Here is a 25,878-nt window from a genome sequence, read left to right as displayed (position 1 = left end):
GAGAACCGTGACGGACATCGTCGACGAGCTGAAGTGGCGCGGGCTGTTCGCCCTGTCCACCGACGAGGATGCATTGCGCAAGGCGCTCGCGGACGGTCCCGTCACGTTCTATTGCGGCTTCGACCCCACCGCGGCCTCGCTGCACGTCGGGCACCTGGTGCAGGTCCTCACCATGCGCCGCCTCCAGCAGGCGGGTCTGCGCCCGCTGGCCCTGGTGGGCGGGGCGACCGGCCAGATCGGCGACCCGCGGCCGACGGCGGAGCGCACGCTCAACGACCCGGAGACGGTCGCCAACTGGGTCGGACGGCTGCGCGGCCAGATCGAGCCGTTCCTGTCCTTCGAGGGCGACAACGCCGCGGTGATGGTGAACAACCTGGACTGGACGGCCGGTCTCTCGGCCATCGAGTTCCTCCGGGACATCGGCAAGCACTTCCGCGTCAACAAGATGCTCACCAAGGACTCCGTCGCCCGGCGTCTGGAGTCCCAGGAGGGCATCAGCTACACGGAGTTCAGCTACCAGCTGCTCCAGGGCATGGACTTCCTCGAGCTGTACCGCAGGTACGGCTGCACGCTCCAGCAGGGCGGCAGCGACCAGTGGGGCAACCTCACGGCGGGCCTGGACCTGATCCACCGGCTGGAGCCCGACGCCGAGGCGCACTGCGTCGCGACGCCGCTGATGGTCAAGGCGGACGGCACCAAGTTCGGCAAGACCGAGGGCGGCGCCGTCTGGCTCGACCCGGAGATGACGACGCCGTACGCGTTCTACCAGTTCTGGCTGAACGTGGACGACCGCGACGTGTCGACGTACATGCGGATCCTGTCCTTCAGGTCCCGTGAGGAGCTTGAGGAGCTGGAGAGGCAGACCGAGGAGCGTCCTCAGGCCCGCGCCGCCCAGCGGGCGCTGGCCGAGGAGCTGACGACGCTGGTGCACGGCGCCGGCCAGACGGCCGCCGTGATCGCCGCGTCGCGGGCGCTCTTCGGCCAGGGCGAGCTCGCCGAGCTCGACCCGGCGACGCTGAGCGCCGCGCTCTCCGAGCTGCCGCACGTAAGGGTTTCCGAGCCCGGCCCCGTGGTGGACCTCTTCGCCGAGGTGGGCCTCGTGGCCAGCAAGTCGGCGGCGCGAAGGACGGTCAAGGAGGGCGGGGCGTACGTGAACAACGTGAAGGTCGCGTCCGAGGACGCCGTCCCCGGCAAGGAGGACCTGCTGCACGGGCGGTGGCTGGTGCTGCGGCGGGGCAAGAAGAACCTTGCCGCCGTGGAGGTCGCTCCGTAGGCGAAGGGCGCCCGCTGCCGCCGGCGCCCGGAAGCACGCGAAGGAGGGCGGGTCCGCCACGGACCCGCCCTCCTTCGCGTGCGTTCAGGTTCTCTGTTTGTTGCCTCGCATCGCCGTGTAGAGCATGTCGCCCAGGAAGACGATGACGACCGCGGCGGCGAGCTGGAGGGCGTGCCGGCCCCAGTCGATGCCACTGGTCTCGTCGATACCGAAGCCGCGGGCGATCGCGTTGCCGACGATCGCGCCGATGATGCCGAAGATCGTGGTGAGCCAGAGCGGGCTGTGCTGTTTGCCCGGAATGATCGCCTTGGCCAGCAGGCCCAGTACGAATCCCACGATGATCGCCCACAACCAGCCCATGGCTGCCTCCTCTACGGCTCTACGCGAGCATTACGCCCAGTGTCGGGCCGGTTGCCGTACGGCGCATGTCGGGTGCGGCCGTACGCGGTACGGCGCAGTCGTCCCCCGCCGGACCGGACCCCGACCCGGTCTCGTGGGTGGCGCAGCCGCGGCGTAACGTGGAGGTCCGTACGGGCCGGGAGCGTCCGATGCAGGCGGGGTGGTGGAGCGTGATGCGCAAGCAGAGCGACGTCGAGGTCTTCCGGATCACCGGGGCCCGGCAGGGGCTCGCCGACGACGTACGGGGCAGGCAGCGCCGCTACATCATCTCGATGTCCGTGCGCACGGTCTCCGTGGTCCTCGCGGCCACCCTGTGGAACGTCGAGCGGCACGTCGCGGTCGTTGCGCTGGTGCTCGGCATCCTGCTCCCCTACGTCTCCGTGGTGATCGCCAACGCGGGCCGGGAGAACGCGCCCTCGCTGCCGTCCACCTTCGTGACCGCGCCCACCCGTCCCGTGCTGGCGGGGCCCGGCGCCGGAGGTGTCGCGGAACCCGCGCCGGAGGACCTGGCGGCCGACCCGGACGCGCGTCCGCGGGGCGAACCGCGCGAGCGGACCTGACCTCGGAGGATCCTCCGAAAGCGGAATCCTGACCCCCCGCAAAGCTCAGGAAAAGCTCAGATCAATCATGTTGTTCCGTTGCCGGGCAACGGGTTACCCGTGACATACTTGGAACGCGCTCCGCATCCCCCGTCGGAGCGACAGACCGACGCCGGGCAGCTCCCCCCGTGGCTGCTCGGCGTCGCCTTTTGCGGGGCCTGCCCGGCGGGCGCATCCACCGGTCCTGACAGATGACTCCTCGACTAGGGTCGAGGACGTGATTCTGAACGTCCCCGGTTCCGACCCCGAGTCCCCCTCTTCTCCCATCTGCTCCGCCAAGGGCTGCCGGGCGGACGCCGTGTGGGTGCTCGCCTGGAACAACCCGAAGCTGCACACGCCGGAGCGGCGCAAGACCTGGCTCGCGTGCGAGGAGCACCGCGAACACCTGTCGAAGTTCCTGGGCACGCGCGGCTTCCTGAAGGATGTCGTGCCCCTGGCGGAATGGGAGTCCGCGGAGCGGCCGCCCGAGGACTGAGCGGGCGGCGCCCCTGCGCCGGGCCGTCAGCCGCCGATCGCCGACATCGGGCGGTCCGGCTGCACGAACGACGGGTCGTCCAGACCCGCTCCGGCCTTCTTCCCCCACATCGCCAGCCGCCAGATCCGGGCGACCTCCTCGTCCGGTGCGTCCGATCGGAGCGCCGCCCGCAGGTCGGTCTCCTCCGAGGCGAAGAGGCAGGTGCGGACCTGGCCGTCGGCGGTGAGCCGCGTACGGTCGCAGGCCGAGCAGAACGGGCGGGTGACCGAGGCGATCACACCGACCCGGTGCGGTCCGCCGTCCACGACCCAGCGCTCGGCGGGCGCCGAGCCGCGCTCCTCGGACCCCTCCTCCGTGAGCTCGAAGCGCGTACGCAGCGAGGCGAGGATGTCCCCGGCGGTGACCATGCCCTCGCGCTTCCAACCGTGCTGTGCGTCGAGGGGCATCTGCTCGATGAACCGCAGTTCGTAGTCGTGCTCCACGGCCCAGGCGAGCAGGTCCGGCGCCTCGGTCTCGTTCAGTCCCGGCATGAGTACGGAATTGACCTTGACCGGCGTCAGCCCCGCGGCGCGGGCCGCTTCGAGGCCCTCGATGACGTCCTTGTGGCGGTCACGGCGGGTGAGGGTCTTGAAGACGTCCGGGCGCAGGGTGTCCAGCGAGACGTTGACCCGGTCGAGCCCTGCCGCCTTCAGGGCGGACGCGGTGCGCTTGAGGCCGATGCCGTTCGTCGTCAGGGACATCTGGGGGCGGGGCTCAAGAGCGGCCACGCGCTCCACGATCCCGACGAGACCGGGGCGCAGCAGGGGCTCGCCGCCGGTGAAGCGGACCTCGGTGATGCCGAGCCGCGTCACCGCTATGCCGATGAGTCGGACGATCTCGTCGTCCGTGAGCAGGTCTGGCTTGGCCAGCCACTGCAGGCCCTCCTCGGGCATGCAGTACGTACATCTCAGGTTGCACCGGTCGGTCAGCGAGACGCGCAGGTCGGTGGCCACCCGGCCGTAGGTGTCGATGAGCACGTGGGGCCCCCTCCCTCGATACGGACCTCGGCACGGATCCGACTGCTTCGAACGATCAGTCGACCCGATACCTGCGAGCCTACGTGAAGGGACCGACAACGAGCGTGGCCCGATCACTCCAGACATGCCGCGGCCGCGTCGTAGGGATCTACGACGCGGCCGCTCGGTGTGACGGTCAGTGCGCTCCGGTTCCGGTGAGGGAGCGGACCTCCAGCTCGGCGTACTTGCCGGCGTCCGCCTTCTCCTTGGACAGGAGGGTGCCGACGAAGCCCAGCAGGAAGCCGACCGGGATGGAGATGATGCCCGGGTTCTCCAGCGGGAACCAGTGGAAGTCGACGTCCGGGAACATCGAGGTGGCCTTGCCCGAGACGACCGGCGAGAAGAGCACCAGGCCGACCGCCGTGACGAGGCCTCCGTAGATCGACCACAGCGCGCCCTGGGTGGTGAACCGCTTCCAGAAGAGGCTGTAGAGGATCGTCGGCAGGTTGGCGGAGGCGGCGACCGCGAAGGCGAGGGCGACCAGACCGGCGACGTTGAGGTCGCGGGCGAGGGCGCCGAGGCCGATGGACACGACACCGATGCCGATGGTGGCGTAGCGGGCGGCGTTGATCTCCTGCTTCTCGGTCGCCTGGCCCTTCTTGATGACGTTCGCGTAGATGTCGTGGGCGAACGACGAGGACGAGGCCAGGGTCAGACCGGCGACCACCGCGAGGATCGTGGCGAAGGCCACCGCGGAGATCGTGGCGAGCAGGATCGCGCCCCAGGCCGAGTCGACGCCGCCCAGATGCAGGGCGAGCAGGGGCGCGGCCGTGTTGCCCGCCGGGTTGGACTCGACGATCTCCGCCTTCGAGATGAGGGCCGCCGCGCCGAAGCCGAGCGCGATGGTCATCAGGTAGAAGCCGCCGATGATGCCGATCGCCCAGTTCACGGACTTACGGGCGGCCTTGGCGTTGGGCACGGTGTAGAAGCGGATCAGGATGTGGGGCAGGCCGGCCGTGCCCAGCACCAGGGCGATGCCCAGCGAGATGAAGTCGATGCTGGAGGTGGTCGTGAGGCCGTACTTGAGGCCGGGCTCCAGGAAGGCCGCGCCCTGGCCGCTGTTCTTGGCCGCCGATCCGAGCAGGTCGGAGACGTTGAAGTCGAACTTGAGCAGCACCAGGAAGGTGATGAGCAGTGTGCCGCTGATGAGCAGCACGGCCTTGACCATCTGGACCCAGGTGGTGCCCTTCATGCCGCCGATGGTGACGTACACGATCATCAGGACGCCGACCAGGGCGACGATGGCGACCTTGCCCGCGTCGCTGGTGATGCCGAGCAGCAGCGAGACCAGGACGCCGGCGCCCGCCATCTGCGCGAGCAGGTAGAAGATCGAGACGACGATCGTGGAGGTGCCGGCGGCCGTACGCACCGGGCGCTGGCGCATGCGGTACGCGAGGACGTCGCCCATCGTGTACTTGCCGGAGTTGCGCAGTGGCTCGGCGACCAGCAGCAGCGCCACCAGCCACGCGACGAGGAAGCCGATGGAGTACAGGAAGCCGTCGTATCCGAAGAGGGCGATGGCGCCCGCGATGCCGAGGAACGAGGCGGCGGACATGTAGTCGCCGGAGACGGCGAGGCCGTTCTGGAAGGCGCTGAACTGGCGGCCGCCCGCGTAGAAGTCGGCGGCGTCCTTGGTCTGCCGGCCCGCCCAGACGGTGATGACGAGGGTGGCGACGACGAAGGCCGCGAACAGGGCGATGATCAACGGCCGGTGCTCGCTCGCCTCCCCCGCCGCGAGCTGGACCTGAGTGATCGCGGGGCTCATGCGCCGCCCTCCATCCGGGACTTGATCGCCTCGGCCTTGGGGTCGAGTTTGGAGGACGAGTGCCGCTCGTACCACCAGGCGATGAGGAACGTGGTGAGGAACTGGGCGAGGCCCAGGACGAAGGCAACGTTGAAGTTGCCGAACAGCTTGGTGCCCATGAAGTCGTCCGCATAGATCGACAGCAGGACGTACAGCAGGTACCAGCTGATGAAGCCGATGGTGACCGGGAAGGCGAAGGAGCGGTGGGCGCGGCGCAGTTCACCGAACTCAGCGCTCTCCTGCACCTCTACGAACTCCGCGGTGGTCGGGAGATGAGGTTCGGCTTTCGAGGGGGGCGGTGCGTCGGTGGCCACGGAGTCTCCTCGCGTTGCGGGTGCGGGTGCGGCTTCGGACGGGGGTGTCTCGGGATCGGGGGACGGGCTGGGTACGGACATGGCTGATTTCTGACCTCACGGTGACGTGGATCACGTTGTCCGGGAGGCGACGTCAGGTGCCCCGGGCGTGATCCAACAGGGGGCCCGATGGTGCTCGTGCTCCCTGCTCAACGTCACGGCGCCGCGTGGGGAGCGGTTCAACACGTGGCACTTCTTTCGGAACTCGTTGTCGGCGTTTCACAAGACATCCCCGTAAGTCATTGCTGGCCAGGGACGACGGGAGATAGCTTCGCCCTGCACCACCCCGTCATGTACCTGCCCGAGCACCACCTGTGTTCGGGCCGGTTCCGTTTCCGGATGATGTGGAGATCCCATGGCTCATCTGCGTTCCAGACGCCGTCTCGCTCTCGCCGTGCCCGTCGCGCTGTCCCTCACCGCCTCGCTCGGCTTCCTGCCGGGTGTCGCCTCGGCGGCGGCCCCGCAGGCCGCGCCCGCCGTCACGGCGGCCGACGGACCGAACCTCGCTTACGTGGTCAACACGAAGACCGACCACCGCACGATCGGCTCGGTGAAGAAGGCGATAGCCAAGGCCGGCGGCACGGTCGTCACCACGTACGACAGGATCGGCGTCATAGTCGTCCACTCGGCCAACCCCGAGTTCGGGCCGAAGATCCGGGCCGTGCGCGGTGTCCAGTCCGCCGGTGCCACGCGCACAACACCGCTGACCGCGGCGGGCACGACGGACGAGGGCGCCGCCGACTACCTCTCGGCCGCCGAGGCGGCCAAGGTGAAGGCCGCGGCCACCCCGAAGAGCGAGCCCCTCGAGGCCGACCAGTGGGACCTGCGCGCGATAGGCGCCGACAAGGCCGCACAGATCAACCCGGGCAGCAAGAAGGTCACGGTCGCCGTGATCGACACGGGTGTCGACGACACGCACCCGGACCTGGCCCCGAACTTCTCCGCCAAGCAGTCCGCGAACTGCGTGGGCGGCGTGGCCGACACGAGCGAGGGCGCCTGGCGTCCGTACACCGCCGAGGACTACCACGGCACGCATGTCGCCGGTGAGATCGCCGCCGCCCGCAACGGCATCGGCGTGGCCGGTGTCGCGCCCGGCGTGAAGGTCTCCGGCATCAAGGTCAGCGACCCGGACAACGGGCTCTTCTACCCGGAGAGCGTCGTCTGCGCCTTCGTGTTCGCCGCCGACCACGGCGTGGAGATCACGAACAACAGCTACTACGTGGACCCGTGGCTCTACAACTGCATGGACGACCCCGACCAGCGGGCGATCGTCGACGCGGTGAACCGGGCCCAGAAGTACGCCACGAAGAAGGGCACCCTGCACCTCGCGTCGGCGGGCAACTCGAACCACGACCTCGACTCGGACGCGATCGTCGACGACTCCAGCCCCGACGACTCGACGCCGGTGACCCGCACGATCGACCCGCACGAGTGCTTCGACGTTCCGACGCAGCTCCCGGGCATCGTCACGGTGAGCGCGACCGGCGTCCAGAACCTCAAGTCGTACTACTCCACGTACGGCAAGGGCGTCGTCGACGTCGCGGCCCCCGGCGGTGACCGGCTCTACCAGATCCCGGACACCCCGTCGAAGAACGGCCGCATCCTCTCCACGATGCCGAACAACCAGTACGGCTTCCTGCAGGGCACCTCGATGGCGTCGCCGCACGCCGCGGGTGTCGCCGCGCTGCTGAAGTCCGAGCATCCGTGGGCGAGCCCGGCCCAGCTGCAGGCGCTGCTGAAGGCCCAGGCGGACAACCCCGGCTGCCCCGACTCGTACGACCAGGACGGCAACGGCACGCAGGACGCCACCTGTGAGGGCGGCAAGCGCGTGAACGGCTTCTACGGCTTCGGCATCGTCAACGCGCTGAAGGCCGTCAAGTAGCCCGAGTCTCCTGGGGATTCCCGCACGGCCCATGAACTCGAGAAACGAACTGGAGACAGCATGACCGCGCCTCACACGCGCTCGCGCCGCGTCATAGCCATCCCGATGGGCATGGCCCTGGCCACGGCTCTCGCCTTCCTGCCGAACGCCAGCGCGTCCGCGGCTCCGGCGCCCGACGCGGCCGACGTGGCCGGACAGCTCTCGGCGGAGGCGACCCCGCTGAGCTACGTCGTCAACGTCCGCGCCGGCCACGGCCCTTCCTCGCAGGTGAAGAAGGCCATCGCCAAGGCCGGCGGCACGATCGTGACGTCGTACGACAGGATCGGCGTGATCGTCGTCCACTCGTCGAACGCCGACTTCGCGAAGACGATCCGCAAGGTGCGCGGGGTCGAGTCGGCGGGCTCGACGCGCACGGCGCCGCTGCCCGCGCAGTCCACGACCGACGTCGGCACCCCCAAGGTGCTCACCGCCAAGCAGGTCGCGGACGTCGAGGCGGCGGACGGACAGGACCCGCTGGAGCCCCTGCAGTGGGACCTGCCCGCCATCAAGGCGGACAAGGCGCACAAGAAGACGCTCGGCAGCAAGAAGGTCACCGTCGCGGTGATCGACACCGGCGTGGACGACACGCACCCCGACATCGCGCCGAACTTCGACCGCAAGGCGTCGGTCAACTGCGTGTCGGGCAAGCCGGACACGACCGACGGGGCCTGGCGGCCGAGCGCCGCCGAGAGCCCGCACGGCACCCATGTGGCGGGCGAGATCGCCGCCGCGAAGAACGGTGTCGGCGTCACGGGCGTCGCGCCCGGCGTGAAGGTCTCCGGCATCAAGGTCTCCACGACGGCCGGCTTCTTCTACACGGAGGCCGTCGTCTGCGGCTTCATGTGGGCGGCCGAGCACGACGTGGACGTCACGAACAACAGTTATTACACCGACCCGTGGTACTTCAACTGCAAGAACGACCCGGACCAGAAGGCGCTCGTCGAGGCCATCACCCGGGCGTCGCGGTACGCGGAGAAGAAGGGCACGGTCAACGTCGCGGCGGCGGGCAACGAGAACTACGACCTCGCCGCGGACTCGATCACCGACCCGACCTCGCCCAACGACACGACTCCGGGCGAGCGCGTCATCGACCCGTCCGAGTGCCTCGACATCCCGACCCAGCTGCCGGGTGTCGTCACGGTCGCGTCGACCGGCGCGAAGGGCATCAAGTCGTCCTTCTCGAACCACGGTCTGGGCGTCATCGACATCGCTGCCCCCGGCGGCGACTCGACGCGCCTGCAGACCCCCGCCCCGCCTGCCACCAGCGGTCTGATCCTCGGCCCGATGCCGGGCGGCACGTGGGGCTACATGGCCGGTACGTCGATGGCCTCCCCGCACGTCGCGGGCGTCGCCGCGCTGATCAAGTCGACGCACCCGCGTGCCTCGGCGGCGATGGTCAAGGCGCTGCTGTACGCGGAGGCCGACGCCACGCCGTGCACCAAGCCGTACGACATCGACGGCGACGGCAAGGTCGACGCGGTCTGCGAGGGGCCGAAGAACTACAACGGCTTCTACGGCTGGGGTACCGCGGACGCGCTGGACGCGGTGACGAAGTAGGGCGCACCACCTGAGGGCACCCCTGGAGGGGCGCCTCTCGCGGGGCCGGGCAGCCGTGTGCTGCCCGGCCCCGTCGTCATGTCGCCCGGGCGCACCCGGCACAGTGTCCCCATGACCGCCACCGACTTCGCATGGGCCGCGCTGGGCGGCGATCCCGCGCTGCCGTCCCGGATCTCGACCGTCGTACGCCCCGGGACGCTGGAATCACGGCTGCCGGTACGGGAGTTGGCGCGGGCCTGCGTGGGCGTGTGCGCGCTGGCCGCCGCCGAGCTGGGCGCGCGGCGGGCGGGGCGCCCGGACGTGCCCGGGGTGCGGGTCGACGACGGGGCCCTCGCCACGGCGTTCGTCAGCGAGCGGCATCTGCTCGTCGACGGGCGGGCGCCGGTCGCCTTCGCACCGCTGTCGCGGCTGTGGCGGACGTCGGACGGCTGGGTGCGGACGCACGCCAACTATCCGCATCACCGGTCGCGGCTGCTCGGCGCGCTGGGGCTGCCCGCGGACACCGCGGACGCGGCCTCGGTCGCCGCGGTGCTCGCCGAGCGGCCGGCCCTGGAGGTCGAGGAGACCGTGTGCGCGGCCGGTGGTCTCGCCGTCGCGGCGCGCACCGCCCAGGAGTGGGCACGGCATCCGCAGGGGGTGGCGGTCGCCGGGCGACCGCTGGTCGAGCGCGCCCGGCTCGACTCCGCGGGCACGCGCGGCCTCGCGCCGACCGGCCCGGGACCGATCCTGCCCGCCGCCGGGCTGCGCGTGCTCGACCTCACCCGGGTCATCGCCGGGCCCGTCGCGACCCGCACCCTCGCGCTGCTCGGCGCGGACGTGCTGCGTGTCGACCCGCCCGGGCTGCCCGAACTGGCCGACCAGCACGCGGACACCGGCTTCGGGAAACGGTCGGCCACGCTCGATCTGACGACCGGCCGGCGGGCCTTCGAGGAACTGCTCGCCGCGGCGGACGTCGTGGTGACCGGCTACCGCCCGGGGGCCCTGGACCGGTTCGGGCTCTCTCCGGAGGCGCTGGCCGAGCGGCGGCCCGGGATCGTGGTGGGCCGCCTGTCGGCGTGGGGAGCCCACGGCCCGTGGGGTGGCCGGCGGGGGTTCGACAGCCTCGTGCAGGTCGCGACGGGCATCGCCGCCCGCGAGGGCTCCGGGGAGCGGCCCGGGGCGCTGCCCGCGCAGGCTCTCGACCACGGCACGGGGTATCTGCTCGCGGCCGGGATCCTGCGCGCCGTCACCGAGCAGTCGGACGAGGGCGGGTCACGGCTCGTGGAGCCGGCGCTGGCCCGGACGGCGGGATGGCTCATGGGTGAGCACATGGGAGGCGCGGAAGCGGCGGACGCCGCCGGCCCGAACGACGGATCCCTCGGCGATCCGGATGCGTACGACGGCCCGGGCCCGTGGCTCGCGGAGAGGGACAGTGAGCTGGGCCGGCTGCGGTACGCCCTGTCGCCGGTGTCCTTCACGGGCGGGCCGCCGGACTGGGCGCGGCCGCCCGGCCCCTTGGGCTCGGATTCCCCGCGCTGGACCTGAGTCGTGGGACGGCCGCAGGCGTATGCATGGGCGGAATGCCCGTGGGACGGGCGGAATGCCGCTGCGCCAGTTGTTTTCCAGGACTTGCCCCGATCTGGGACGACTGGTGAAGATCTCGAGGTGAGTTCGATAAGACCGACTGCCGACACGGGTGGCGGGGCGGGCGCGCCCCGGGTGAGTGCCGCCTCCGTGCAGCGTTCCGTCACCGTCCTGGCCCTGGTGGCCCTTGCCGCGCTGATCCCGCTGCTCGGGCCCTCCGTCGCGCTGCGCGGCACGGGTGAGGCCGCCGCGCCCGGTGCGGGCGGGATCGCGCTGCTGCGGGCGGTGCTGTTCGCGGCGGTGTGCGTGCCGGCCGGCGAGCTCTTCGTCTGCCACCTGGCGCGCCGGGTGCCCGGCGCGCCGCGGGAGGACGCGCCGCGCAGCTGGGCCCCGGCGGCGGCCGCCGCCGGTTGCGTCGCCGCACTCGGTCTCGCCTCGGTGGTGGCCACCGGGAACCTGGTGCCGCGCAGCGTCTCCGACATGGACATCGGCGGGCTCTACCAGTCCAGGGACGGCGCGCTCGCGCTCCTGGAGGTCAACGCGTTCGTCGTGGCGGGCCTGTGCGCGCTGTCGCGCCGCCCGGCCACCCAGGTCTGGCCGCTGGCCGCCGTCGCCGTCGCGGAGGCGCTGCGCGCCCACCCGGTGACCGAGCTGAGTCCGCTGGTCGGTTCGGGCCTGACGCTGGTGCACGTGATCTGCGCGGCGCTGTGGACGGGCGGGCTGCTGTACGTGCTGCGCACGCTGATGCGGTGGCGGCACACGGCTCCTGCGGAGGGGGCCGCACTGTTGGGGCTCTACGCGCGCGTGGCGGCCGTTCTGCTCGCCGCGATCACCGCGACGGGGGTGTGCAGCACCCTGCGCCGGATGCCGCCCGGCACCGTCCTGGAACAGCTGACGACCACGGCGTACGGGCGCACCCTGGTCGCGAAGGTGCTCCTCGTGGTCGTCGTCGCCGCGCTCGCGCTGTGGGCGCGTCACCGGCTGCGGCGGGCGGCCGATCCACTCACCGCCCACTCCCCCGCGCGCGCGGAGGTCGTGGTGCTGGGCCTGGTGGTGGCGGTGTCGGCCGTACTCACGGCAGTGCCTGTGCCGATCCGCTGGTGAGCGGCCGGGCCTGTGGGGGCGGCCGGACGGCGAGCACGCCCGCTGTCAGCAGGCACTGGGCCGCGAGGTAGGTGAGCATGATCCAGAGGTCGGGCCGTGGCGGCTGCGGCCAGTCGGCGACACCGGTCGCGATGAGGGTGTCCGACAGCAGGAACAGCGCGCCGCCCGCGCCCGCGACGGGCCCGAGCCGCGAGGCGCCGTACGCCATCGCGGTCAGCAGCAGGCTGTATCCGGCGACCGGGACGCGGAGGTCCGCCGGAAGGCCCGGCCACAGGAGGGCGACGGTGGCCACGAGGGCGAGGACGTACACGGCGGCCGTGAGGCGGCTCCCCCGCGCTCTGGGGGAGCCTTTCGCGAGGCTCCTCCTGAACAGCAGCAGGTAGCACACATGGCCCGCCGCGAAGGACGCCATCCCGGCGAGGAACGCCGGTTCGGCGTCCAGGAGGAGCAGGACGTCGCCACCCCAGCCGAAGAGCAGGGCGCCGACGAGGAGCGGGGGCCCGCCGTACAGATGTGCGCAGACGGCGAGCAGGGGCATCAGCAGCGGCTTGGCCAGCGTGTGACCGGTGTCGTGGCCGAGGGCCAGGGAGACGAGGTCCACGACGCCCGCCAGGCCGAAGGCGACGAGCGGCACGCGCGCGTGGCGTGCGTTCACGCGGCGGGCTCCGTGAGGGACTTCTCCGGGACGGCGGCCCGCGCCGGAGCCGGTCCCGGCACCGCCGGCTGCCAGCCCGGTCCCCGGAACACCCGCCCCGCCCGCTCGCGCCAGCTCCCCGCCGCCCGCAGGTCCCTGGCGATGGCGGCGTACTCGTGCGTGGCGACCCGGAGCGGGTTGTACGTGCCGATGTTCTTGGTCAGTCCGTACACCGGCCGGTCCGTCTCCGGGACGAACGACCCGAAGAGGCGGTCCCAGACGATCAGGATGCCGCCGAAGTTCCGGTCCAGGTAACCGCCCTGGGAGGCGTGGTGGACCCGGTGGTGCGAGGGCGTGTTGAAGACGAACTCGAAGGCCCGGGGCAGTTTGCCGATGCGCTCGGTGTGGATCCAGAACTGGTACACGAGGTTCACGGACGAGCAGAAGGCGAGCGCCGCCGGATGGACGCCGAGGGCGATGAGCGGCACGTAGAACGGCCACACGGTCCAGGTCGTCCAGGGCTGTCGCAGGGCGGTCGTGAGGTTGAACTTCTCGCTGGAGTGGTGCACGACGTGACAGGCCCACAGGACGCGGATCACGTGGTGCCCTCGGTGGGACCAGTAGTAGAAGAAGTCCTGGCCCAGCAACATCAGTGGCACGGTCCACCACAGGACGGGCACGTGCAGTGGTGTCAGCTCATATATGGCCGTGTAGACGGCGAGGATCGGGATCTTCCACAGGAAGTCGAAGGCCAGACTGCCCAGGCCCATGCCGACACTCGTGGCGGCGTCCTTCGTCTCGTATCCCGCGGCGGACTCGTCCGGATGGATGCGGACACTCACCATCTCCACCACGGTGAGCAGCAAAAACGCGGGTATCGACCACAGCACGACATCGGGCAGGTTCGGCATGTCTGCACCGTAGGACGGCCCGTCGCCCGCGGCTAGACGTTGTTACCCACAAGTATTACCAGGGGTACGCGCTTGCTTCTTGGCGATCTCCACCAAGGGGCCCCCGGGAACAGCGGTTGTCACACGCCCGCCGCCCCCAGCAGCGCCCCCGCCCCGTACGTGACGGCCATGGCCAGCCCGCCGCCCAGCATGTTCCGCGCCACGGCCGGGCGCGGGCTCGCGGCTCCCAGGCGTGCGCTCCCCCACCCCGTGACGGCCAGCGCGGCGAGCACCGACCCCACGGTGACCGGGAGCCGCACGTCGGCGGGCGGCAGGACGATGGCCAGCAGCGGCAGCAGCGCCCCGACCGTGAACGCGAAGAAGCTCGCCCAGGCCGCGTGCCACGGGTTGGTCAGCTCGTCCGGGTCGATGCCGAGCTCCACGCGCGCGTGCGCCCGCAGTGCGTCCCGTTCGGTGAGCTGTTCCGCCGCCTCCCGGGCCACCTCACGCGAGAGCCCGCGTTCCGCCAGCAGGTCGGTGAGCTCCTCCAGTTCCGCCTGCGGCTGTTCCCGCAGTTCCCGTTCCTCCAGCGCCAGGGCCGCCTTCTCGGAGTCCCGCTGGGTGGAGACGGAGACGTACTCTCCGGCGGCCATGGACATCGACCCGGCGAGGAGCCCCGCGAGCCCGGCCGTGAGGAGCGCGGAGCGGTCGTCCGTGGCCCCGGCGACGCCGACGACGAGGCCCGCCGTGGACACGATGCCGTCGTTGGCGCCCAGCACGGCGGCCCGCAGCCAGTTCAGCCGGGAGGCGAGCGCACCGCCGTGGGCCTCGTCGTGGATCGGTTCGGTCACAGGGGCGAGGATCGCACCCCGCGCGCCGCCCGCCCCGGACCGACCCGGCACGGGCACCGCACCCGCCAGGCCCCGGATCCGCACCCGCCCGGGCCGGGATCCGGCGGGCCCCGGCGGGCGGGCCCCGTCACCAGACCCGTACCGACCCTCCCCGGGCGAACACCGGACTCGTCGCGTCCGCCGGAGGCTCCTTGAGGGGTTCGGCGATCTCCTCCACCGTGGGCCCCACCTTCGCCGCCACGGGATCGAGGAGGCCCAGGTCGAAGCCGTAGACCCGGGCCGCGTTCCCGCCGGTCATCGCCGTGATCTCCGCATGCGTCAGACCCGCGTACGCGATCCGCAGTCCCTCCCTGCTGTAGGGGTACGTGCCCTCGTCGTGCGGGTAGTCGCTGCCCCACATGATCTTGTCGAGGCCGATGCGGTCCCGCAGCGGCACCTCGTGGGGGCGCATGAAGCTCGCCCCCACGAAGCAGTTGTCCCGCCACACCTGGGAGGGCCCCTTGCCCATCGAGGCGGCGAGCCCGGCACCGAACTTGGACTCGGCCGTGGAGGCCTTCGCCGCCGCGGCCACCAGACGGCCGTGGTAGTAGTCCAGCATGTCGAGCACCCCGGGGATCCAGCCCGAACCCTGCTCGGTCAGCACCAGTCTCAGGCCGGGATACCGGCGGAACGCGCCGCCGAAGACCAGGTGCCACAGCGCCCGGTGCGAGAACCAGGTCGTCTCCACCATGAAGACCGCCCGGGCCGCGGGCTCCTCGCCCAGCGGCGGCGAGGCCGAGCCCGCGTGGTGGTTCACGGGGACGCCCAGTTCCTCGCACACCGCCCAGATGGGGTCGTACGCCGACGAGTACAGCTCGGGCAGTCCCGAACCGGGCGGGGTGCCGGGCAGCAGCAGCCCTCCGGTGAGGCCCGCGTCGACGGCCCACCGGATCTCCTTGACCGCCTCCCCGACGTCGTTCAGGAGGATCTGGAAGACACCTGCCCGGCGCCCGGGGGCCGCCGCGCAGAAGTCCGCGAGCCAGCGGTTGTGCGCGCGCAGACCGGCCCAGCGCCGCGCGAACTCACCGGCCGTCGGCGCCGGTGCCATCAGGGATCCGGACGGGAAGAACGGCGGGATGGTGTTGGGGAAGACGACCTCCGCGACGATCCCGTCCCGCTCCAGTTCCGCAAGGCGCCGATCCGAGTTCCAGTTCTTGTCGGCCGTGTCGGCCATCAGGTCCTCGTACGGGTTGACGTACGAGGCCGCCCAGGCGTCGAAGTCGTCGTGGAACGCCTTCGCCAGGTAGGGCCGGTAGTCGAGGAGGTCGGCTCCGGCATGGCAGTCGGCCGAGATGACGGTGTACCGGTCCTCGCTCACGGGGCCACCCCGAGGACCGGGAAGTCGTGGTCCGTCAGCCAGTGCCGGCCCACCTCGCGCGAGCGCGCCCAGGACGCTTCGACCGCCTGCTGGTCCTCGGACTGGCCGAGCTCGGCCGGGGTCGGACCGATACGCCGCGCGAGGGGGGCGAGCTTCCCGGTGTCGAAGCCGAAGACCTCCGCGGCCGCGAGGCCCAGCATGCGGCGCGTCTCGGCGACGGGGATGTCGTGGAAGGTCCGCGACAGCCACGCGCGCGTGTCGGGCCAGGTGCCCTCGGGGTGCGGGAAGTCGCTGCCCCAGAGGATGTTGTCGACACCGATCTCGTACCGCTGGGCCAGCTCGCGGCGCTTGGTGTTCGTCGCGCAGACGAAGACCTGGCGGTCCAGGTACTCGTGCGGCGGGCGGGTCAGCTCCGCGAAGGGGGACAGCTTCTTGCCGCCGTGCGCGCCGAGGTACAGGCGGTCCATGAACCACAGCAGGTTCGGCAGCCACCAGCACCCGGACTCCGCGACCCCGAACCGCAGTCCGGGGTGCCGCTCGAAGACGCCCGACCAGAGCAGGAACCACAGCGGCCGGGCCGGCCACCAGGTCACCTCGCTCACGTAGATGCCGAGGTGGTCGCCGTACTCGTGGCGCGGCGCCGCCCCGGAGTGGGTCACCACCGGCATGCCGCACTCCGCCGCCGCGGCCCACACCGGGTCGTAACGGCGGTCGTGGTACGGCTCCTTGTCGACCCACATGGAGGGGATCATCAGGGCGCCGAGTCCGGACTCCTTGGCGCGGTGGATCTCGGCGACGACCCGGTCGGTGGGGGCCGTGACGGGCAACAGGGCGACACCGCAGTGCCGTTCGGGGTTCTCGCCGACGAACTCCGCGAGCCATCTGTTGTGCGCCTGCGCGCCCGCCATGCCGAGTTCGGGGTCGTGGTCGCCGGAGAGTCCGAGGCCCACCCCGAAGGGTGCGGCCGTGCGGCTGTCCACGGCGTCGGCGTCCGGGAAGACCACCTCGGCCGCCACGCCGTCGCCGTCCAGTTCCTTGAGGCGCTGCGCCGGGTCCCAACCTCCGCGCAGGCCCTCCTCGTTGTCGTGGAACCACTTGTCCGCGAAGGCCTCGTTGCGGATGCCGAGGCGGGTCATCTCCTCGCGGCGGCGGTCGCGTCCCGCGAGGAACTCGTCGAAGTCCCGGTGGAAACGGGCGTCCAGGTAGGGCCGGTACTCCTCGGTGGGCAGCCCGGCGTGGCAGTCGGAGGAGATGATCAGGTAGGGCTCCGTTGCAGAGGCCATAGCGGCTCCTCGGTCGGTCCTCAGTCCAGGATGAAGCTCTCCAGGTACGCCGGATCGGCGCGGTCCAGCATCGACTGCGAGCGCGCCCGTATCTGCGCGTCGCTGTGGCCGCTCTCGGGCAGCAGCCAGAACCGGCCGGCCCGGATGCCGTCCACCACGAAGCCGGCGACGTCCTCGACCGGCGTGAACCGCACCTCCTTGCCGGCCTCCTTCATCGCGGCCTCCCACTGGCCGAGGCTGCGGTAGGGCGTCCGGCGGGGCCGCTGCTTCGCGTACCGGTCCGGCCGGTTGCGATGCGACTCCCACAGGCCCGTACGGAGCATGTGCGGCCCCGGGAAGAGGACGGAGGCCCCCACGCGCGCGTGCTCGGCCCTCAGATGCGCGTACAGCGACTCGGTGAGCGTCACGACGGCCGCCTTGGTGACGGCGTACACGGAGGCGGTGGGCAGGGGCGCGATGCCGCCGTCGCCGGAGGAGGTGTTGACGACGTGGCCCGGTTCGCCGCCCGCCAGCATCCGCGGCACGAAGGCCTGGACACCGTGGAAGACACCCCACACGTTGACCGCGAAGGCCCATTTCCAGTCGTTCGGGTCGTGCTCCCACATGCGCCCCTCGGCGCCCGAACCGACTCCCGCGTTGTTGCACAGGACATGCACGGCGCCGAACTCCGCGTACGTCTCCTCGGCGAGCGCGACGACCTCCGCACGCTCCCCGACGTCCACCACGCGTGCGTGCACCACGGCTCCGTCCTCGCGCAGCCCGTCGGCGGCCTTCTCCAGGGCGCCCTTCTCGACGTCCGCGAGGACGACCTTCAGCCCTTCGGCCGCGAACCGCCGGGCCATCGCGAGCCCGATGCCGCTCGCCGCTCCGGTGACGACGGCGACCTGCCCCTCCCTCAGATCCATCACACACTCCCTTCAGGGGGGCCGTCGAGGATCTGCCGCGGATCGTCGTACCGCTGGTGGATGTACGGCAACAACGCCTGCGCGTCGACCCGTTCGACGACCCTGCCTCGCTGGTCGGTCGTCTTCTCACCGAGGGTGATCTCGACGAGGGTGCGTACGGGCAGGTCGGCGACCGGGTCGTACATCGATTCGCGCAGGACGACGTCGCCGGTGATCCGCTCCAGCCTGCGCACCTTCTCGTTGCGCACGCAGTGGACGAGGACGGGGTCGGCGTCGAAACCCGAACCGTCCACCGACGGGAGGAACTTGAAGTAGAAGTCGGTCTTCGGGAGCGGCTCCGGGACGGGCAGGGACCCGCTGACGGCTCCGCGCACCTCGACGAACTCGATGCCGTGGCGGGCCAGGGCGGCGCGTACGACGAGGCCCTCGCGCTCGACCGTCACCTCGCCCAGCTTCTTGGGCTCGCCGAAGACCTCACGGCCGCCGACGAGGGCCCGTTCATGGGTCATCGGCATGACGAGCGGATACCAGCCCTCGACGCCGTCGTGCGCGGCGGCCACGGCGAACGAACCGGCACCCAGGGGGTATCCGGCCAGGTCGACCTTGCTGATGTTCACCCGGACCAGAGGGCGTCCGGTGGGTTTGAGCGGAGGCGGCAGGACCGCCGCGACCGCGTCCGGGTCGCTCTCCCATAGGGCCACCACGCCGGTGGACCAGATGTCGGGGAGCCGGGAGCTCGCGGTGCGCGCGGCGGCGATCTCCGCCCCGGTCCGCGCGCCGTACCGTACGCGTGCCATGCCGTACCGCCCTTCGCGTCGCGTGCATTCCAGGCGCGCAGCACAGTCGCATCGAGCACGGCAATGGTCCATAGCCGTGCAGGCACGAGCCCGCACGAAATCGGCGGGGCGGGCCGGCCCGGACCACGGACGGCACCCCTGCCCGCCGCGCAACTTCCGTGCCCTGTGGCGCGTTTCGGGGGTGGCGGGCGGTTCCGCACGGGTGGGCGCGCTCCGGCGCAGAGCCCGGGCGCGGGGGAGCTCGGGGGCGCGTACGGGGGACGAGGGCCCGCCACCCTCCCGCGCCGTCGCCCGGGCCGTCCGCACGGGAGGACTGTCCGCCCTCTTCGGGAAAGCGCTGGTGGCCGAGCTGTTGACGGAGACTTCTGACGGAATGTCGGATTCCGGATGCTCCCCGGAGCCGGACTCCGGGGACAGGGCTGTCAGTCGCGCCCCTTATCCTCAGTGACCATGCTCGAAGACCGTCAGACCGCACCGTCCGCCGCCCCGTGGCCGGCCGCGTATCCGCAGGGGTACGCGGTCGTCGACGTGGAGACCACCGGACTGGCCCGTGACGACCGCATAGTGTCGGCCGCGGTCTACCGGCTGGACGCGCGCGGCGAGGTCGAGGACCACTGGTACACGCTGGTCAACCCGGAGCGGGACCCGGGCCCGGTGTGGATCCACGGCCTGACGAGCGACGTGCTCGAAGGGGCTCCCCTGTTCCCGGAGATCGCCGAGGAGTTCACGGCCCGGCTCCAGGGCCGGGTGCTCGTCGCGCACAACGCGGTCTTCGACTGGGGGATGATCGCCCGGGAGTACGCGCGCGCCGAGCGTGAGGCACCGGTCCGTCAGCGGCTGTGCACCATCGCCCTGTCCAAGGAGCTGGGCCTGCCGCTGGCCAACCACAAGCTGGAGTCGCTCGCCGCGCACTTCGGCGTCGTGCAGCAGCGCGCGCACCACGCGCTGGACGACGCGCGGGTGCTCGCGGAGGCGTTCCGGCCGAGCCTGCGGGCCGCCGCGCGCGACGGCCTGCGGCTGCCGCTGCTGGAGTGCCGGCCGCTGACGGAGTGGTCGGACCGCTCGGCGCCGCGCATCGGGCGGCAGTCCGGGGGGTACCCGTCCGGGGGCTATCCGTCGGGGAGTTGGCGCCCCTCGCGCAAACGGCCCGCGTGCCCGTACCCGAACCCGGGGCGGTACGAACCGGGCAGGCAGCTCAAGCAGGGCATGCGCATCGCGTTCTCCGGGGACACCTCGGTCGAGCGCGACCTCCTGGAGGACCGCGCCGTCGAGGCCGGACTGCATGTCGCGACGAGCCTGTCCCGGCTGACCAGCCTCCTCGTCACGAACGACCCGGACTCCGGCACGTCCAAGGTGGTCAAGGCCCGGCAGTTCGGCACCCCGGTCGTCGACGAGGCGGCCTTCGGACAGCTCCTCGGGAACGTGGAGCCGGCGTCGGACGGGTGACCGCGCGGACGGGTGATTGCCGCGCGACTCGCCCGGAGCCCTCTCGCCCGGGCCTTCGCGACGGCCCACCCTGTGGCGCATGGCGACATGTGAAGTTTGCGGCAACAGCTACGGAATGACCTTCGAGGTGCACGCGCAGGGCGCTGTGCACGTCTTCGACTGCTTCTCCTGCGCGATCCACCGCATGGCACCCATCTGCGAGCACTGTCGTGTCCAGATCATCGGGCAGGGTGTCGAGGTCGAGGGCCACTGGTACTGCGGTGCCCACTGCGCCCGCGCGGAGGGAAAGGTGGGGATCGTCGACAAGGTGTGACGCGGTACCCGAGCGAACACACCCCACGGCCCGGTTGTACGGTCGTGGGGTGTACCGCTTCCTGTTGTCCCGGCAGTGGGTGATCCTCACCCTCATCATGCTCGCGCTCATCCCGACGATGATCGAGCTGGGTTTCTGGCAGCTGCACCGGCACGAGCACAAGGTCGCTCTGAATCGCGTGATCTCCGACTCGCTGGCCGCGAAGCCGGTCCCCGCCGAGTCGCTCACCGCACCGGGCCGGGCCGTCGGGCGCGACGACCTGTACCGCCGGGTGACCGCGAAGGGCACCTTCGACACCGCCGACGAGGTCGTGGTCCGCCGCCGCACCAACTCCGACGAGGAGGTGGGCTTCCACGTGCTGACACCGTTCGTCCTGGACGACGGCCGGGTCCTCATGGTCAACCGGGGCTGGATCCCCGCGGACGGCGCGCAGACCGAGTTCCCGAAGATCCCCGCGCCCGCGAAGGGCGAGACCACCGTCACGGGCCGGCTGATGGCCGACGAGACGACGGCCGACAGCGGCATCAAGGACGTGCGCGGCCTTCCCGACCGCATGGTCATGCTGATCAACAGTGAGCAGCAGGCGAAGGCGCTCGGCCGGCAGGTCCTCGGCGGGTACGTCGAGCTGACCGCGCCCGAGCCGAAGGGTGACGTCCCCGAGCTGATCTCGGCTCCCAACCACAGTGACATCGGCCCTCACATGGCGTACGCGGTCCAGTGGTGGCTCTTCGCCGCGGGCGTTCCGGTGGGATTCGTGGTCCTGGTCCGCCGTGAGCGCCGTGACCGGGCGGAGGCGGCCGAGGCCGAGTCCGCGCCGGAGGCCGAGCCCGCCGTCGTCTGACGCGCGCAAACCGGGCCGCACCCCGCCCGTCCTGCGGCACGCAGAACTGCGTCGTTCCAGGACCGCGCAGAGTTACGCCTTTCAGGGCCGCGCAGAGCTGCGCCTTCAGGGGCGCGGGGAACTGCGCGACAAGCCCCCACCGGACCCGCACCCGGACCCGCTACACAACCGAACCGGCAAAGGGATCAGGCGAGCCGATCCACCGGGATTGATCGCCGGATCCGCCGGGAACCCGGCACACGTGCACCCTTCCATCGAGGACTACGCGCTCATCGGCGACCACCAGACCGCCGCCCTGGTAGGGCTGGACGGTTCCATCGACTGGCTCTGTCTGCCCCGGTTCGACTCCGCGGCCTGCTTCGCGAAGCTGCTGGGCGACGAGGAGAACGGACACTGGCGGATCGCGCCGGAGGGAGCGGGCGTCTGCACGCGCCGGGCCTACCGGCCCGACACCCTCGTGCTCGACACCGAGTGGGTCACCGAGGAGGGCACGGTACGCGTCACCGACCTGATGCCCCAGCGCGACCGCGCACCCGACGTCGTACGGATCGTCGAGTGTCTCGAGGGCCGGGCGACCGTGCGCAGCACGCTGCGGCTGCGCTTCGACTACGGCTCGGTCGTACCGTGGGTCCGCAGGTCGGACGGCCATCGGGTGGCCGTCGCGGGCCCCGACTCGGCGTGGCTGCGCAGCGAGCCCGAGGTGCACACCTGGGGCGAGGACTTCGGGACGCACTCGCAGTTCACGATCGAGGAGGGTGAGCAGGTCGCCTTCGTCCTGACCTGGCACCCCTCGCACGAGGCGCGCCCCGAGCGCGTCGACCCGTTCGAGGCGCTGGCCCACAGCGTCTCCGACTGGCAGGCCTGGGCGGCGCGCTGCCGCTACGACGGACCCCACCGGGACGCGGTCGTCCGCTCCCTGATCACTCTCAAGGCCCTCACGTACGCGCCGAGCGGCGGCATCGTCGCGGCCCCCACGACCTCGCTCCCCGAGGAGATCGGCGGCGTCCGCAACTGGGACTACCGCTACTGCTGGCTCCGCGACTCCACGCTCACGCTGGGCGCGCTGCTCGCGTGCGGCTACCAGGAGGAGGCGGAGGCCTGGCGCGACTGGCTGCTGCGCGCGGTGGCGGGCGACCCGGCGGACCTGCAGATCATGTACGGGCTGGCGGGCGAGCGGCGGATCCCCGAGTACGAGCTGGCGTGGCTGCCCGGCTTCCGCCGCTCGGCGCCGGTGCGGATCGGCAACGACGCCGTACGGCAGTTGCAGCTCGACGTGTACGGAGAGGTGATCGACTCGCTCAGCCTGGCGCAGCACGGGGGTGTGCCGGCCAAACCGGACATGTGGCGGCTGCACCAGGCCCTGATGGACTTCCTGCACGAGGCGTGGCGCAAGCCCGACGAGGGGCTGTGGGAGGTGCGCGGGCCTCGCCGTCACTTCGTGCACTCGAAGGTGATGGCGTGGGTGGCCGCCGACCGCACCGTACGCGCCCTGGAGGAGAACCCAGGGCTGGACGGGGACGTGGAGCGCTGGCGCGCGATGCGCGACGAGGTGCACCGCGAGGTGTGCGAGCGCGGATTCGACCCGGAGCGGAACACGTTCACCCAGTCCTACGGCTCCCGTGAGCTGGACGCCGCGCTGCTGCTGATCCCCCGCCTCGGCTTCCTGCCGGCGGACGACCCGCGGGTGGTCGGGACGGTCGACGCGGTGCGCGCGGAACTCGCCCGTGACGGCTTCGTGCACCGCTACGACTCCGACCGGGGCGGCTCGGACCTCAAGGACGTCGACGGACTGCCGGGCGGCGAGGGCTCGTTCCTCGTCTGCTCGTTCTGGCTGGCCGACGCCCTGCACCTGACGGGCCGTACGAAGGAGGCCCTCGACCTGTTCGAGCGGCTGGTCGCGCTCCGCAACGACGTGGGGCTGCTGGCCGAGGAGTACGACCCCGTGGCCGGGCACCAGCTCGGGAACTTCCCCCAGGCGTTCAGCCACATCGGCCTGGTGGGCACGGCCCTCGCCCTGTTCGACGGCAAGGGGGAGGCTGGAGTGCCCGATGCGGACGAGGCAGGATAGGGGCCATGGATCTTGGACTGAAGGACCGCGTCTACGTCGTCACCGGAGCAACGCGCGGCCTGGGCCACGCCTGCGCCCGTGAACTCGTCGGCGACGGCGCGAAGGTGGTCATCACCGGGCGCGACGAGAAGACGGTGGGCGAGGCGGCGGCGGCGCTCGGCCCGAACGCGCACGGCGTGGCCGTGCACAACGCCGACCCCGCGGCCCCCCAGAGCCTGATCGCGGCGGCCCGGGAGCGCTTCGGCGGCTTCGACGGCATCCTGGTCAGCGTCGGCGGCCCGCCGCCCGGTTTCGTCGCCGACAACACGGACGAGCAGTGGCAGTCGGCGTTCGAGTCGGTCTTCCTGGGCGCGGTCCGGCTGGCGCGTGCGGCCGCCGCCGAGCTGGGCGAGGGCGGGGTCATCGGCTTCGTGCTCTCCGGTTCGGTGCACGAGCCGATTCCCGGCCTGACGATCTCCAACGGTCTGCGTCCCGGGCTCGCGGGCTTCGCCAAGTCCCTCTCCGACGAGCTCGGCCCGCGCGGCATCCGGGTGGTCGGTGTGCTGCCGGCCCGGATCGACACGGACCGCGTGCGGGAGCTGGATGGGTACTCGGCCGATCCCGAGGCCACCCGCGCTGCCAACGAGGCGCGGATTCCGCTCCGCCGGTACGGGAGGCCGGAGGAGTTCGGCCGGACGGCCGCGTTCCTCCTGTCGCCCGCGGCGTCCTACCTGACGGGGATCATGGTGCCGGTCGACGGTGGGGCCCGGCACGGCTTCTGAACCCGTACGGCCGTCCTGCGTCCGCGGGCCGTGGGGGCCGGTCGCGCAGTTCCCCGCGCCTCTGAGGGGCGCCTCCTGGAGGCGCGGCTCAGGTGACCCGTTCCGCGGCGTGTTTGGCGCCGTGCAGGCGGACCTCCGCCGGGAGGGACGTGAGGCCGGCCGAGTCCCTCGCGTGGGCGAGTGCCTCCGTCGTCAGCCGGTGCAGGGTGTCCTCGGGGTCGGCGTGCGGCTCCAGCAGCAGCCGCACCCGCGCCCCGGGGCCGCCGCGCCGCCCGGTGAGCGACACCCGCGCGCCCCGCACACCGTCCAACGCGCCCGCCTCGCCGCCCAGTACGCCTTCCAGGGCCCGCCCTCTCAGCAGCGCGCCCTCGCCGTCGCCGGTGTCGACGAGCACCTCGGTGAGCCGGCGCCGCCGCAGCACCGCGACGAGCCACCACAGTGCGAGCAGCACGGCCACGGCCAGCACCGCGATGACGGTCGGCCACCACCAGCCGTCGTCCCGCCACCGCGTCCGGTCGGCGTCACTCAGCAGCACGTCGTGCCGCCCGTCGTGGATCCACCACGAGGGCGGGTCCACGCCGAGCCCGACGGCCAGCACGGAGCCGCCGAGCACCAACAGGAGCAGGCCCGCGAGGCCCAGCAGGACCCGGTTCGCGATCCTCAGCACCGCTTCACCCCTTCCTGTCCGGCCGCGCGACCCGCACCGACAGCGCGGGCCGCCGGGCGAGGCCGAGCCGGCCGACTCCGTCGGTGAGCGTGGCGTCCAGGTCGGCGCGTACGTCGTCGAGTTCACGGAAGTGGGAGACCGCGCGGACGTCGACCTTCGTACGTCCCATACGGACCTTGACGGATTGCACGCCGGACACTTCCATGGCCCGGTCGCGCAGCACCATGGCGGCGGCATCCCGGTGCAGTCCGGCCCGTACGTCGGTGTGGGCGCGCCGCATCGGCAGGACGTCGCGCAGTCCGGGGGTCGCGGCGAGGACGATCAGCCACAGGCCCAGAACCGTCGCGACACCGGCGCCGACGAGCGTCCAGGTGTCGTCGAGGGGCCGCTCGGCCAGCCCGTCGGCCAGGGACCTGCGCCAGTGCATGGCGGGCTGGTCGGCGCGGACGGCGGCGACGTCGTACAGCAGGAGGCCCGCGGCGGCCAGGACCAGCAGCGCGAGGACGCCCGCGGGGACTCGGCGGGCGGACCAGAAGCGGCCGCTCCCGTCGGCGGTGTCGCCGAGGGTCGGCGGGGGTGCGGGGTCCGCGGCGGAGGCGGACCGGCCGGGTTCGGCCTCGGTCGTCTTCTCGATGACGGGCAGGTGTCGGGTGTCTCCGGATCCGTGGAGCTCGCTCATTGCGTCCTCCCCTGTACCGCGCCGCGCGTCTGTGCGGAGTGCAGCCGCTCCACCTGGACGGCGACCTCGGGTACTTTCATTCCCGCCAACGCCTCTACCCGCTGGGCGACTTGGCGACGCACGGCACCGCACCGGGCGCCGATGTCGCCGGGGTAGCCGAGCTCCACGGTGACCCGGACACGGGCGAGACCGTGGTGGACGACGACGGTGGCGTGCGGGGGCGCGGCGTCGGGGGGCGGCGCGTCGAGCGCCTCGCGCGCCGCCTGTGCGGCGATCTTCGCGA

Annotated in this window: 26 protein-coding genes; 12 read left to right on the top strand and 14 right to left on the bottom strand. The window is 71.8% G+C overall.

The window, feature by feature from the left end; genetic code table 11:
- Positions 1–7 precede the first annotated feature (7 nt).
- A complete protein-coding gene (gene tyrS / locus KUF83_RS11940) occupies positions 8–1,273 on the top strand; it encodes a tyrosine--tRNA ligase (RefSeq protein ID WP_217454614.1) in 1,266 nt (421 codons plus the stop codon).
- Positions 1,274–1,357: 84 nt separating this feature from the next.
- Here the strand turns inward: tyrS and KUF83_RS11935 are convergent, their stop codons facing one another.
- Positions 1,358–1,633 (bottom strand): GlsB/YeaQ/YmgE family stress response membrane protein, encoded by a 276-nt coding sequence (locus KUF83_RS11935; protein WP_217454613.1) that lies wholly within the window; start codon positions 1,631–1,633, stop codon positions 1,358–1,360.
- Between the two features lie 212 nt (positions 1,634–1,845).
- Here KUF83_RS11935 and KUF83_RS11930 point away from each other — a divergent pair, with 212 nt between their 5' ends.
- The gene (locus KUF83_RS11930; protein ID WP_217454626.1) at positions 1,846–2,232 is read left to right on the top strand and encodes a DUF3099 domain-containing protein; all 387 of its coding nucleotides are present in this window, start codon (positions 1,846–1,848) and stop codon (positions 2,230–2,232) included.
- A gap of 256 nt (positions 2,233–2,488) precedes the next feature.
- A complete protein-coding gene (locus KUF83_RS11925; protein WP_374106048.1) occupies positions 2,489–2,746 on the top strand; it encodes a hypothetical protein in 258 nt (85 codons plus the stop codon).
- A 26-nt stretch (positions 2,747–2,772) separates the two neighbouring features.
- On the opposite strand, the gene moaA is transcribed toward KUF83_RS11925, so the two are convergent.
- From moaA to KUF83_RS11910, 3 genes are all read right to left on the bottom strand, one after another.
- Positions 2,773–3,762, bottom strand: a complete 990-nt coding sequence (gene moaA, locus KUF83_RS11920) for a GTP 3',8-cyclase MoaA (RefSeq protein ID WP_217454612.1) — start codon at positions 3,760–3,762, stop codon at positions 2,773–2,775.
- A 175-nt stretch (positions 3,763–3,937) separates the two neighbouring features.
- Positions 3,938–5,566: a cation acetate symporter gene (locus KUF83_RS11915; protein WP_217454611.1), complete on the bottom strand. Its 1,629-nt coding sequence runs from the start codon at positions 5,564–5,566 to the stop codon at positions 3,938–3,940.
- Positions 5,563–5,919: a DUF485 domain-containing protein gene (locus KUF83_RS11910; protein ID WP_217454610.1), complete on the bottom strand. Its 357-nt coding sequence runs from the start codon at positions 5,917–5,919 to the stop codon at positions 5,563–5,565. Before KUF83_RS11910 ends, KUF83_RS11915 begins: the two co-directional genes overlap by 4 nt.
- A gap of 394 nt (positions 5,920–6,313) precedes the next feature.
- Between KUF83_RS11910 and KUF83_RS11905 the strand changes: the two genes are divergently transcribed.
- The 4 genes from KUF83_RS11905 to KUF83_RS11890 all read left to right on the top strand — a co-directional run bounded on the left by KUF83_RS11905 (position 6,314) and on the right by KUF83_RS11890 (position 12,103).
- Complete coding sequence (locus KUF83_RS11905; RefSeq protein ID WP_217454609.1) at positions 6,314–7,840, top strand: S8 family serine peptidase; 1,527 nt, start codon at positions 6,314–6,316, stop codon at positions 7,838–7,840.
- Positions 7,841–7,900: 60 nt separating this feature from the next.
- Entirely contained in the window at positions 7,901–9,436 is a 1,536-nt protein-coding gene (locus tag KUF83_RS11900) for a S8 family serine peptidase (RefSeq protein WP_217454608.1), read from the top strand.
- A 111-nt stretch (positions 9,437–9,547) separates the two neighbouring features.
- A complete protein-coding gene (locus KUF83_RS11895) occupies positions 9,548–10,960 on the top strand; it encodes a CoA transferase (protein ID WP_217454607.1) in 1,413 nt (470 codons plus the stop codon).
- Between the two features lie 120 nt (positions 10,961–11,080).
- Positions 11,081–12,103: a CopD family protein gene (locus KUF83_RS11890; RefSeq protein WP_217454606.1), complete on the top strand. Its 1,023-nt coding sequence runs from the start codon at positions 11,081–11,083 to the stop codon at positions 12,101–12,103.
- Here KUF83_RS11890 and KUF83_RS11885 read toward each other — a convergent pair.
- The 7 genes from KUF83_RS11885 to KUF83_RS11855 form a co-directional block, all read right to left on the bottom strand.
- Complete coding sequence (locus KUF83_RS11885) at positions 12,072–12,758, bottom strand: lysoplasmalogenase (RefSeq protein ID WP_217454605.1); 687 nt, start codon at positions 12,756–12,758, stop codon at positions 12,072–12,074. The genes KUF83_RS11890 and KUF83_RS11885 overlap by 32 nt on opposite strands.
- A complete protein-coding gene (locus tag KUF83_RS11880) occupies positions 12,755–13,648 on the bottom strand; it encodes a sterol desaturase family protein (protein ID WP_217454604.1) in 894 nt (297 codons plus the stop codon). The genes KUF83_RS11885 and KUF83_RS11880 overlap by 4 nt, the downstream gene beginning before the upstream one ends.
- Before the next feature lie 119 nt (positions 13,649–13,767).
- Positions 13,768–14,478 carry a VIT family protein gene (locus KUF83_RS11875; protein WP_217454603.1) on the bottom strand — a complete coding sequence of 237 codons (711 nt, stop codon included), beginning with the start codon at positions 14,476–14,478 and terminating at the stop codon, positions 13,768–13,770.
- A 127-nt stretch (positions 14,479–14,605) separates the two neighbouring features.
- Complete coding sequence (locus KUF83_RS11870) at positions 14,606–15,835, bottom strand: amidohydrolase family protein (protein ID WP_217454602.1); 1,230 nt, start codon at positions 15,833–15,835, stop codon at positions 14,606–14,608.
- A complete protein-coding gene (locus KUF83_RS11865; protein ID WP_217454601.1) occupies positions 15,832–17,118 on the bottom strand; it encodes an amidohydrolase family protein in 1,287 nt (428 codons plus the stop codon). Before KUF83_RS11865 ends, KUF83_RS11870 begins: the two co-directional genes overlap by 4 nt.
- Before the next feature lie 20 nt (positions 17,119–17,138).
- A complete protein-coding gene (locus tag KUF83_RS11860; protein WP_217454600.1) occupies positions 17,139–18,023 on the bottom strand; it encodes an SDR family NAD(P)-dependent oxidoreductase in 885 nt (294 codons plus the stop codon).
- Positions 18,023–18,820: an acetoacetate decarboxylase family protein gene (locus KUF83_RS11855; protein WP_217454599.1), complete on the bottom strand. Its 798-nt coding sequence runs from the start codon at positions 18,818–18,820 to the stop codon at positions 18,023–18,025. Before KUF83_RS11855 ends, KUF83_RS11860 begins: the two co-directional genes overlap by 1 nt.
- A 450-nt stretch (positions 18,821–19,270) precedes the next feature.
- Here KUF83_RS11855 and KUF83_RS11850 point away from each other — a divergent pair, with 450 nt between their 5' ends.
- The 5 genes from KUF83_RS11850 to KUF83_RS11830 all read left to right on the top strand — a co-directional run bounded on the left by KUF83_RS11850 (position 19,271) and on the right by KUF83_RS11830 (position 24,249).
- Positions 19,271–20,266: a DEDDh family exonuclease gene (locus KUF83_RS11850; protein WP_217454598.1), complete on the top strand. Its 996-nt coding sequence runs from the start codon at positions 19,271–19,273 to the stop codon at positions 20,264–20,266.
- Between the two features lie 79 nt (positions 20,267–20,345).
- Positions 20,346–20,579 carry a hypothetical protein gene (locus tag KUF83_RS11845; RefSeq protein ID WP_217454597.1) on the top strand — a complete coding sequence of 78 codons (234 nt, stop codon included), beginning with the start codon at positions 20,346–20,348 and terminating at the stop codon, positions 20,577–20,579.
- A gap of 49 nt (positions 20,580–20,628) precedes the next feature.
- Positions 20,629–21,420 carry an SURF1 family protein gene (locus tag KUF83_RS11840; RefSeq protein WP_217454596.1) on the top strand — a complete coding sequence of 264 codons (792 nt, stop codon included), beginning with the start codon at positions 20,629–20,631 and terminating at the stop codon, positions 21,418–21,420.
- Positions 21,421–21,661: 241 nt separating this feature from the next.
- Positions 21,662–23,488, top strand: coding sequence for a glycoside hydrolase family 15 protein (locus KUF83_RS11835; protein WP_217454595.1), 1,827 nt, complete (start codon positions 21,662–21,664; stop codon positions 23,486–23,488).
- 5 nt (positions 23,489–23,493) lie between these two features.
- Positions 23,494–24,249 carry an SDR family oxidoreductase gene (locus KUF83_RS11830; RefSeq protein WP_217454594.1) on the top strand — a complete coding sequence of 252 codons (756 nt, stop codon included), beginning with the start codon at positions 23,494–23,496 and terminating at the stop codon, positions 24,247–24,249.
- Between the two features lie 88 nt (positions 24,250–24,337).
- Here KUF83_RS11830 and amaP read toward each other — a convergent pair whose 3' ends face one another.
- The 3 genes from amaP to KUF83_RS11815 all read right to left on the bottom strand — a co-directional run.
- Complete coding sequence (amaP, locus tag KUF83_RS11825) at positions 24,338–24,916, bottom strand: alkaline shock response membrane anchor protein AmaP (RefSeq protein ID WP_217454593.1); 579 nt, start codon at positions 24,914–24,916, stop codon at positions 24,338–24,340.
- Between the two features lie 4 nt (positions 24,917–24,920).
- Positions 24,921–25,595, bottom strand: a complete 675-nt coding sequence (locus KUF83_RS11820; protein WP_217454592.1) for a DUF6286 domain-containing protein — start codon at positions 25,593–25,595, stop codon at positions 24,921–24,923.
- Positions 25,592–25,878, bottom strand: a 287-nt coding sequence (locus KUF83_RS11815; RefSeq protein WP_217454591.1) for a hypothetical protein, incomplete at its 5' end; no start/stop codon positions are given. The genes KUF83_RS11815 and KUF83_RS11820, both read right to left, overlap by 4 nt.

Origin of the sequence: Streptomyces sp. BV286, from assembly GCF_019090165.1 — a bacterium.
Classification (GTDB): domain Bacteria; phylum Actinomycetota; class Actinomycetes; order Streptomycetales; family Streptomycetaceae; genus Streptomyces.
Note: the sequence above shows the minus strand (reverse complement) of the source record. Positions and strands in the feature narration are given on the sequence as shown.

What these genes read in the sequence shown, in the direction of transcription:
- KUF83_RS11830 (WP_217454594.1), top strand. Translation starts at nt 23,494, where the DNA reads ATGGATCTTGGACTGAAGGACCGCGTCTACGTCGTCACCGGAGCAACG.
- KUF83_RS11850 (WP_217454598.1), top strand. Translation starts at nt 19,271, where the DNA reads ATGCTCGAAGACCGTCAGACCGCACCGTCCGCCGCCCCGTGGCCGGCC.
- KUF83_RS11845 (WP_217454597.1), top strand. Translation starts at nt 20,346, where the DNA reads ATGGCGACATGTGAAGTTTGCGGCAACAGCTACGGAATGACCTTCGAG.
- KUF83_RS11935 (WP_217454613.1), bottom strand. Translation starts at nt 1,633, where the DNA reads ATGGGCTGGTTGTGGGCGATCATCGTGGGATTCGTACTGGGCCTGCTG.
- KUF83_RS11880 (WP_217454604.1), bottom strand. Translation starts at nt 13,648, where the DNA reads ATGCCGAACCTGCCCGATGTCGTGCTGTGGTCGATACCCGCGTTTTTG.
- KUF83_RS11855 (WP_217454599.1), bottom strand. Translation starts at nt 18,820, where the DNA reads ATGGCACGCGTACGGTACGGCGCGCGGACCGGGGCGGAGATCGCCGCC.
- KUF83_RS11930 (WP_217454626.1), top strand. Translation starts at nt 1,846, where the DNA reads ATGCGCAAGCAGAGCGACGTCGAGGTCTTCCGGATCACCGGGGCCCGG.
- KUF83_RS11905 (WP_217454609.1), top strand. Translation starts at nt 6,314, where the DNA reads ATGGCTCATCTGCGTTCCAGACGCCGTCTCGCTCTCGCCGTGCCCGTC.
- KUF83_RS11895 (WP_217454607.1), top strand. Translation starts at nt 9,548, where the DNA reads ATGACCGCCACCGACTTCGCATGGGCCGCGCTGGGCGGCGATCCCGCG.
- KUF83_RS11820 (WP_217454592.1), bottom strand. Translation starts at nt 25,595, where the DNA reads ATGAGCGAGCTCCACGGATCCGGAGACACCCGACACCTGCCCGTCATC.
- KUF83_RS11865 (WP_217454601.1), bottom strand. Translation starts at nt 17,118, where the DNA reads ATGGCCTCTGCAACGGAGCCCTACCTGATCATCTCCTCCGACTGCCAC.
- KUF83_RS11915 (WP_217454611.1), bottom strand. Translation starts at nt 5,566, where the DNA reads ATGAGCCCCGCGATCACTCAGGTCCAGCTCGCGGCGGGGGAGGCGAGC.
- KUF83_RS11860 (WP_217454600.1), bottom strand. Translation starts at nt 18,023, where the DNA reads ATGGATCTGAGGGAGGGGCAGGTCGCCGTCGTCACCGGAGCGGCGAGC.
- KUF83_RS11900 (WP_217454608.1), top strand. Translation starts at nt 7,901, where the DNA reads ATGACCGCGCCTCACACGCGCTCGCGCCGCGTCATAGCCATCCCGATG.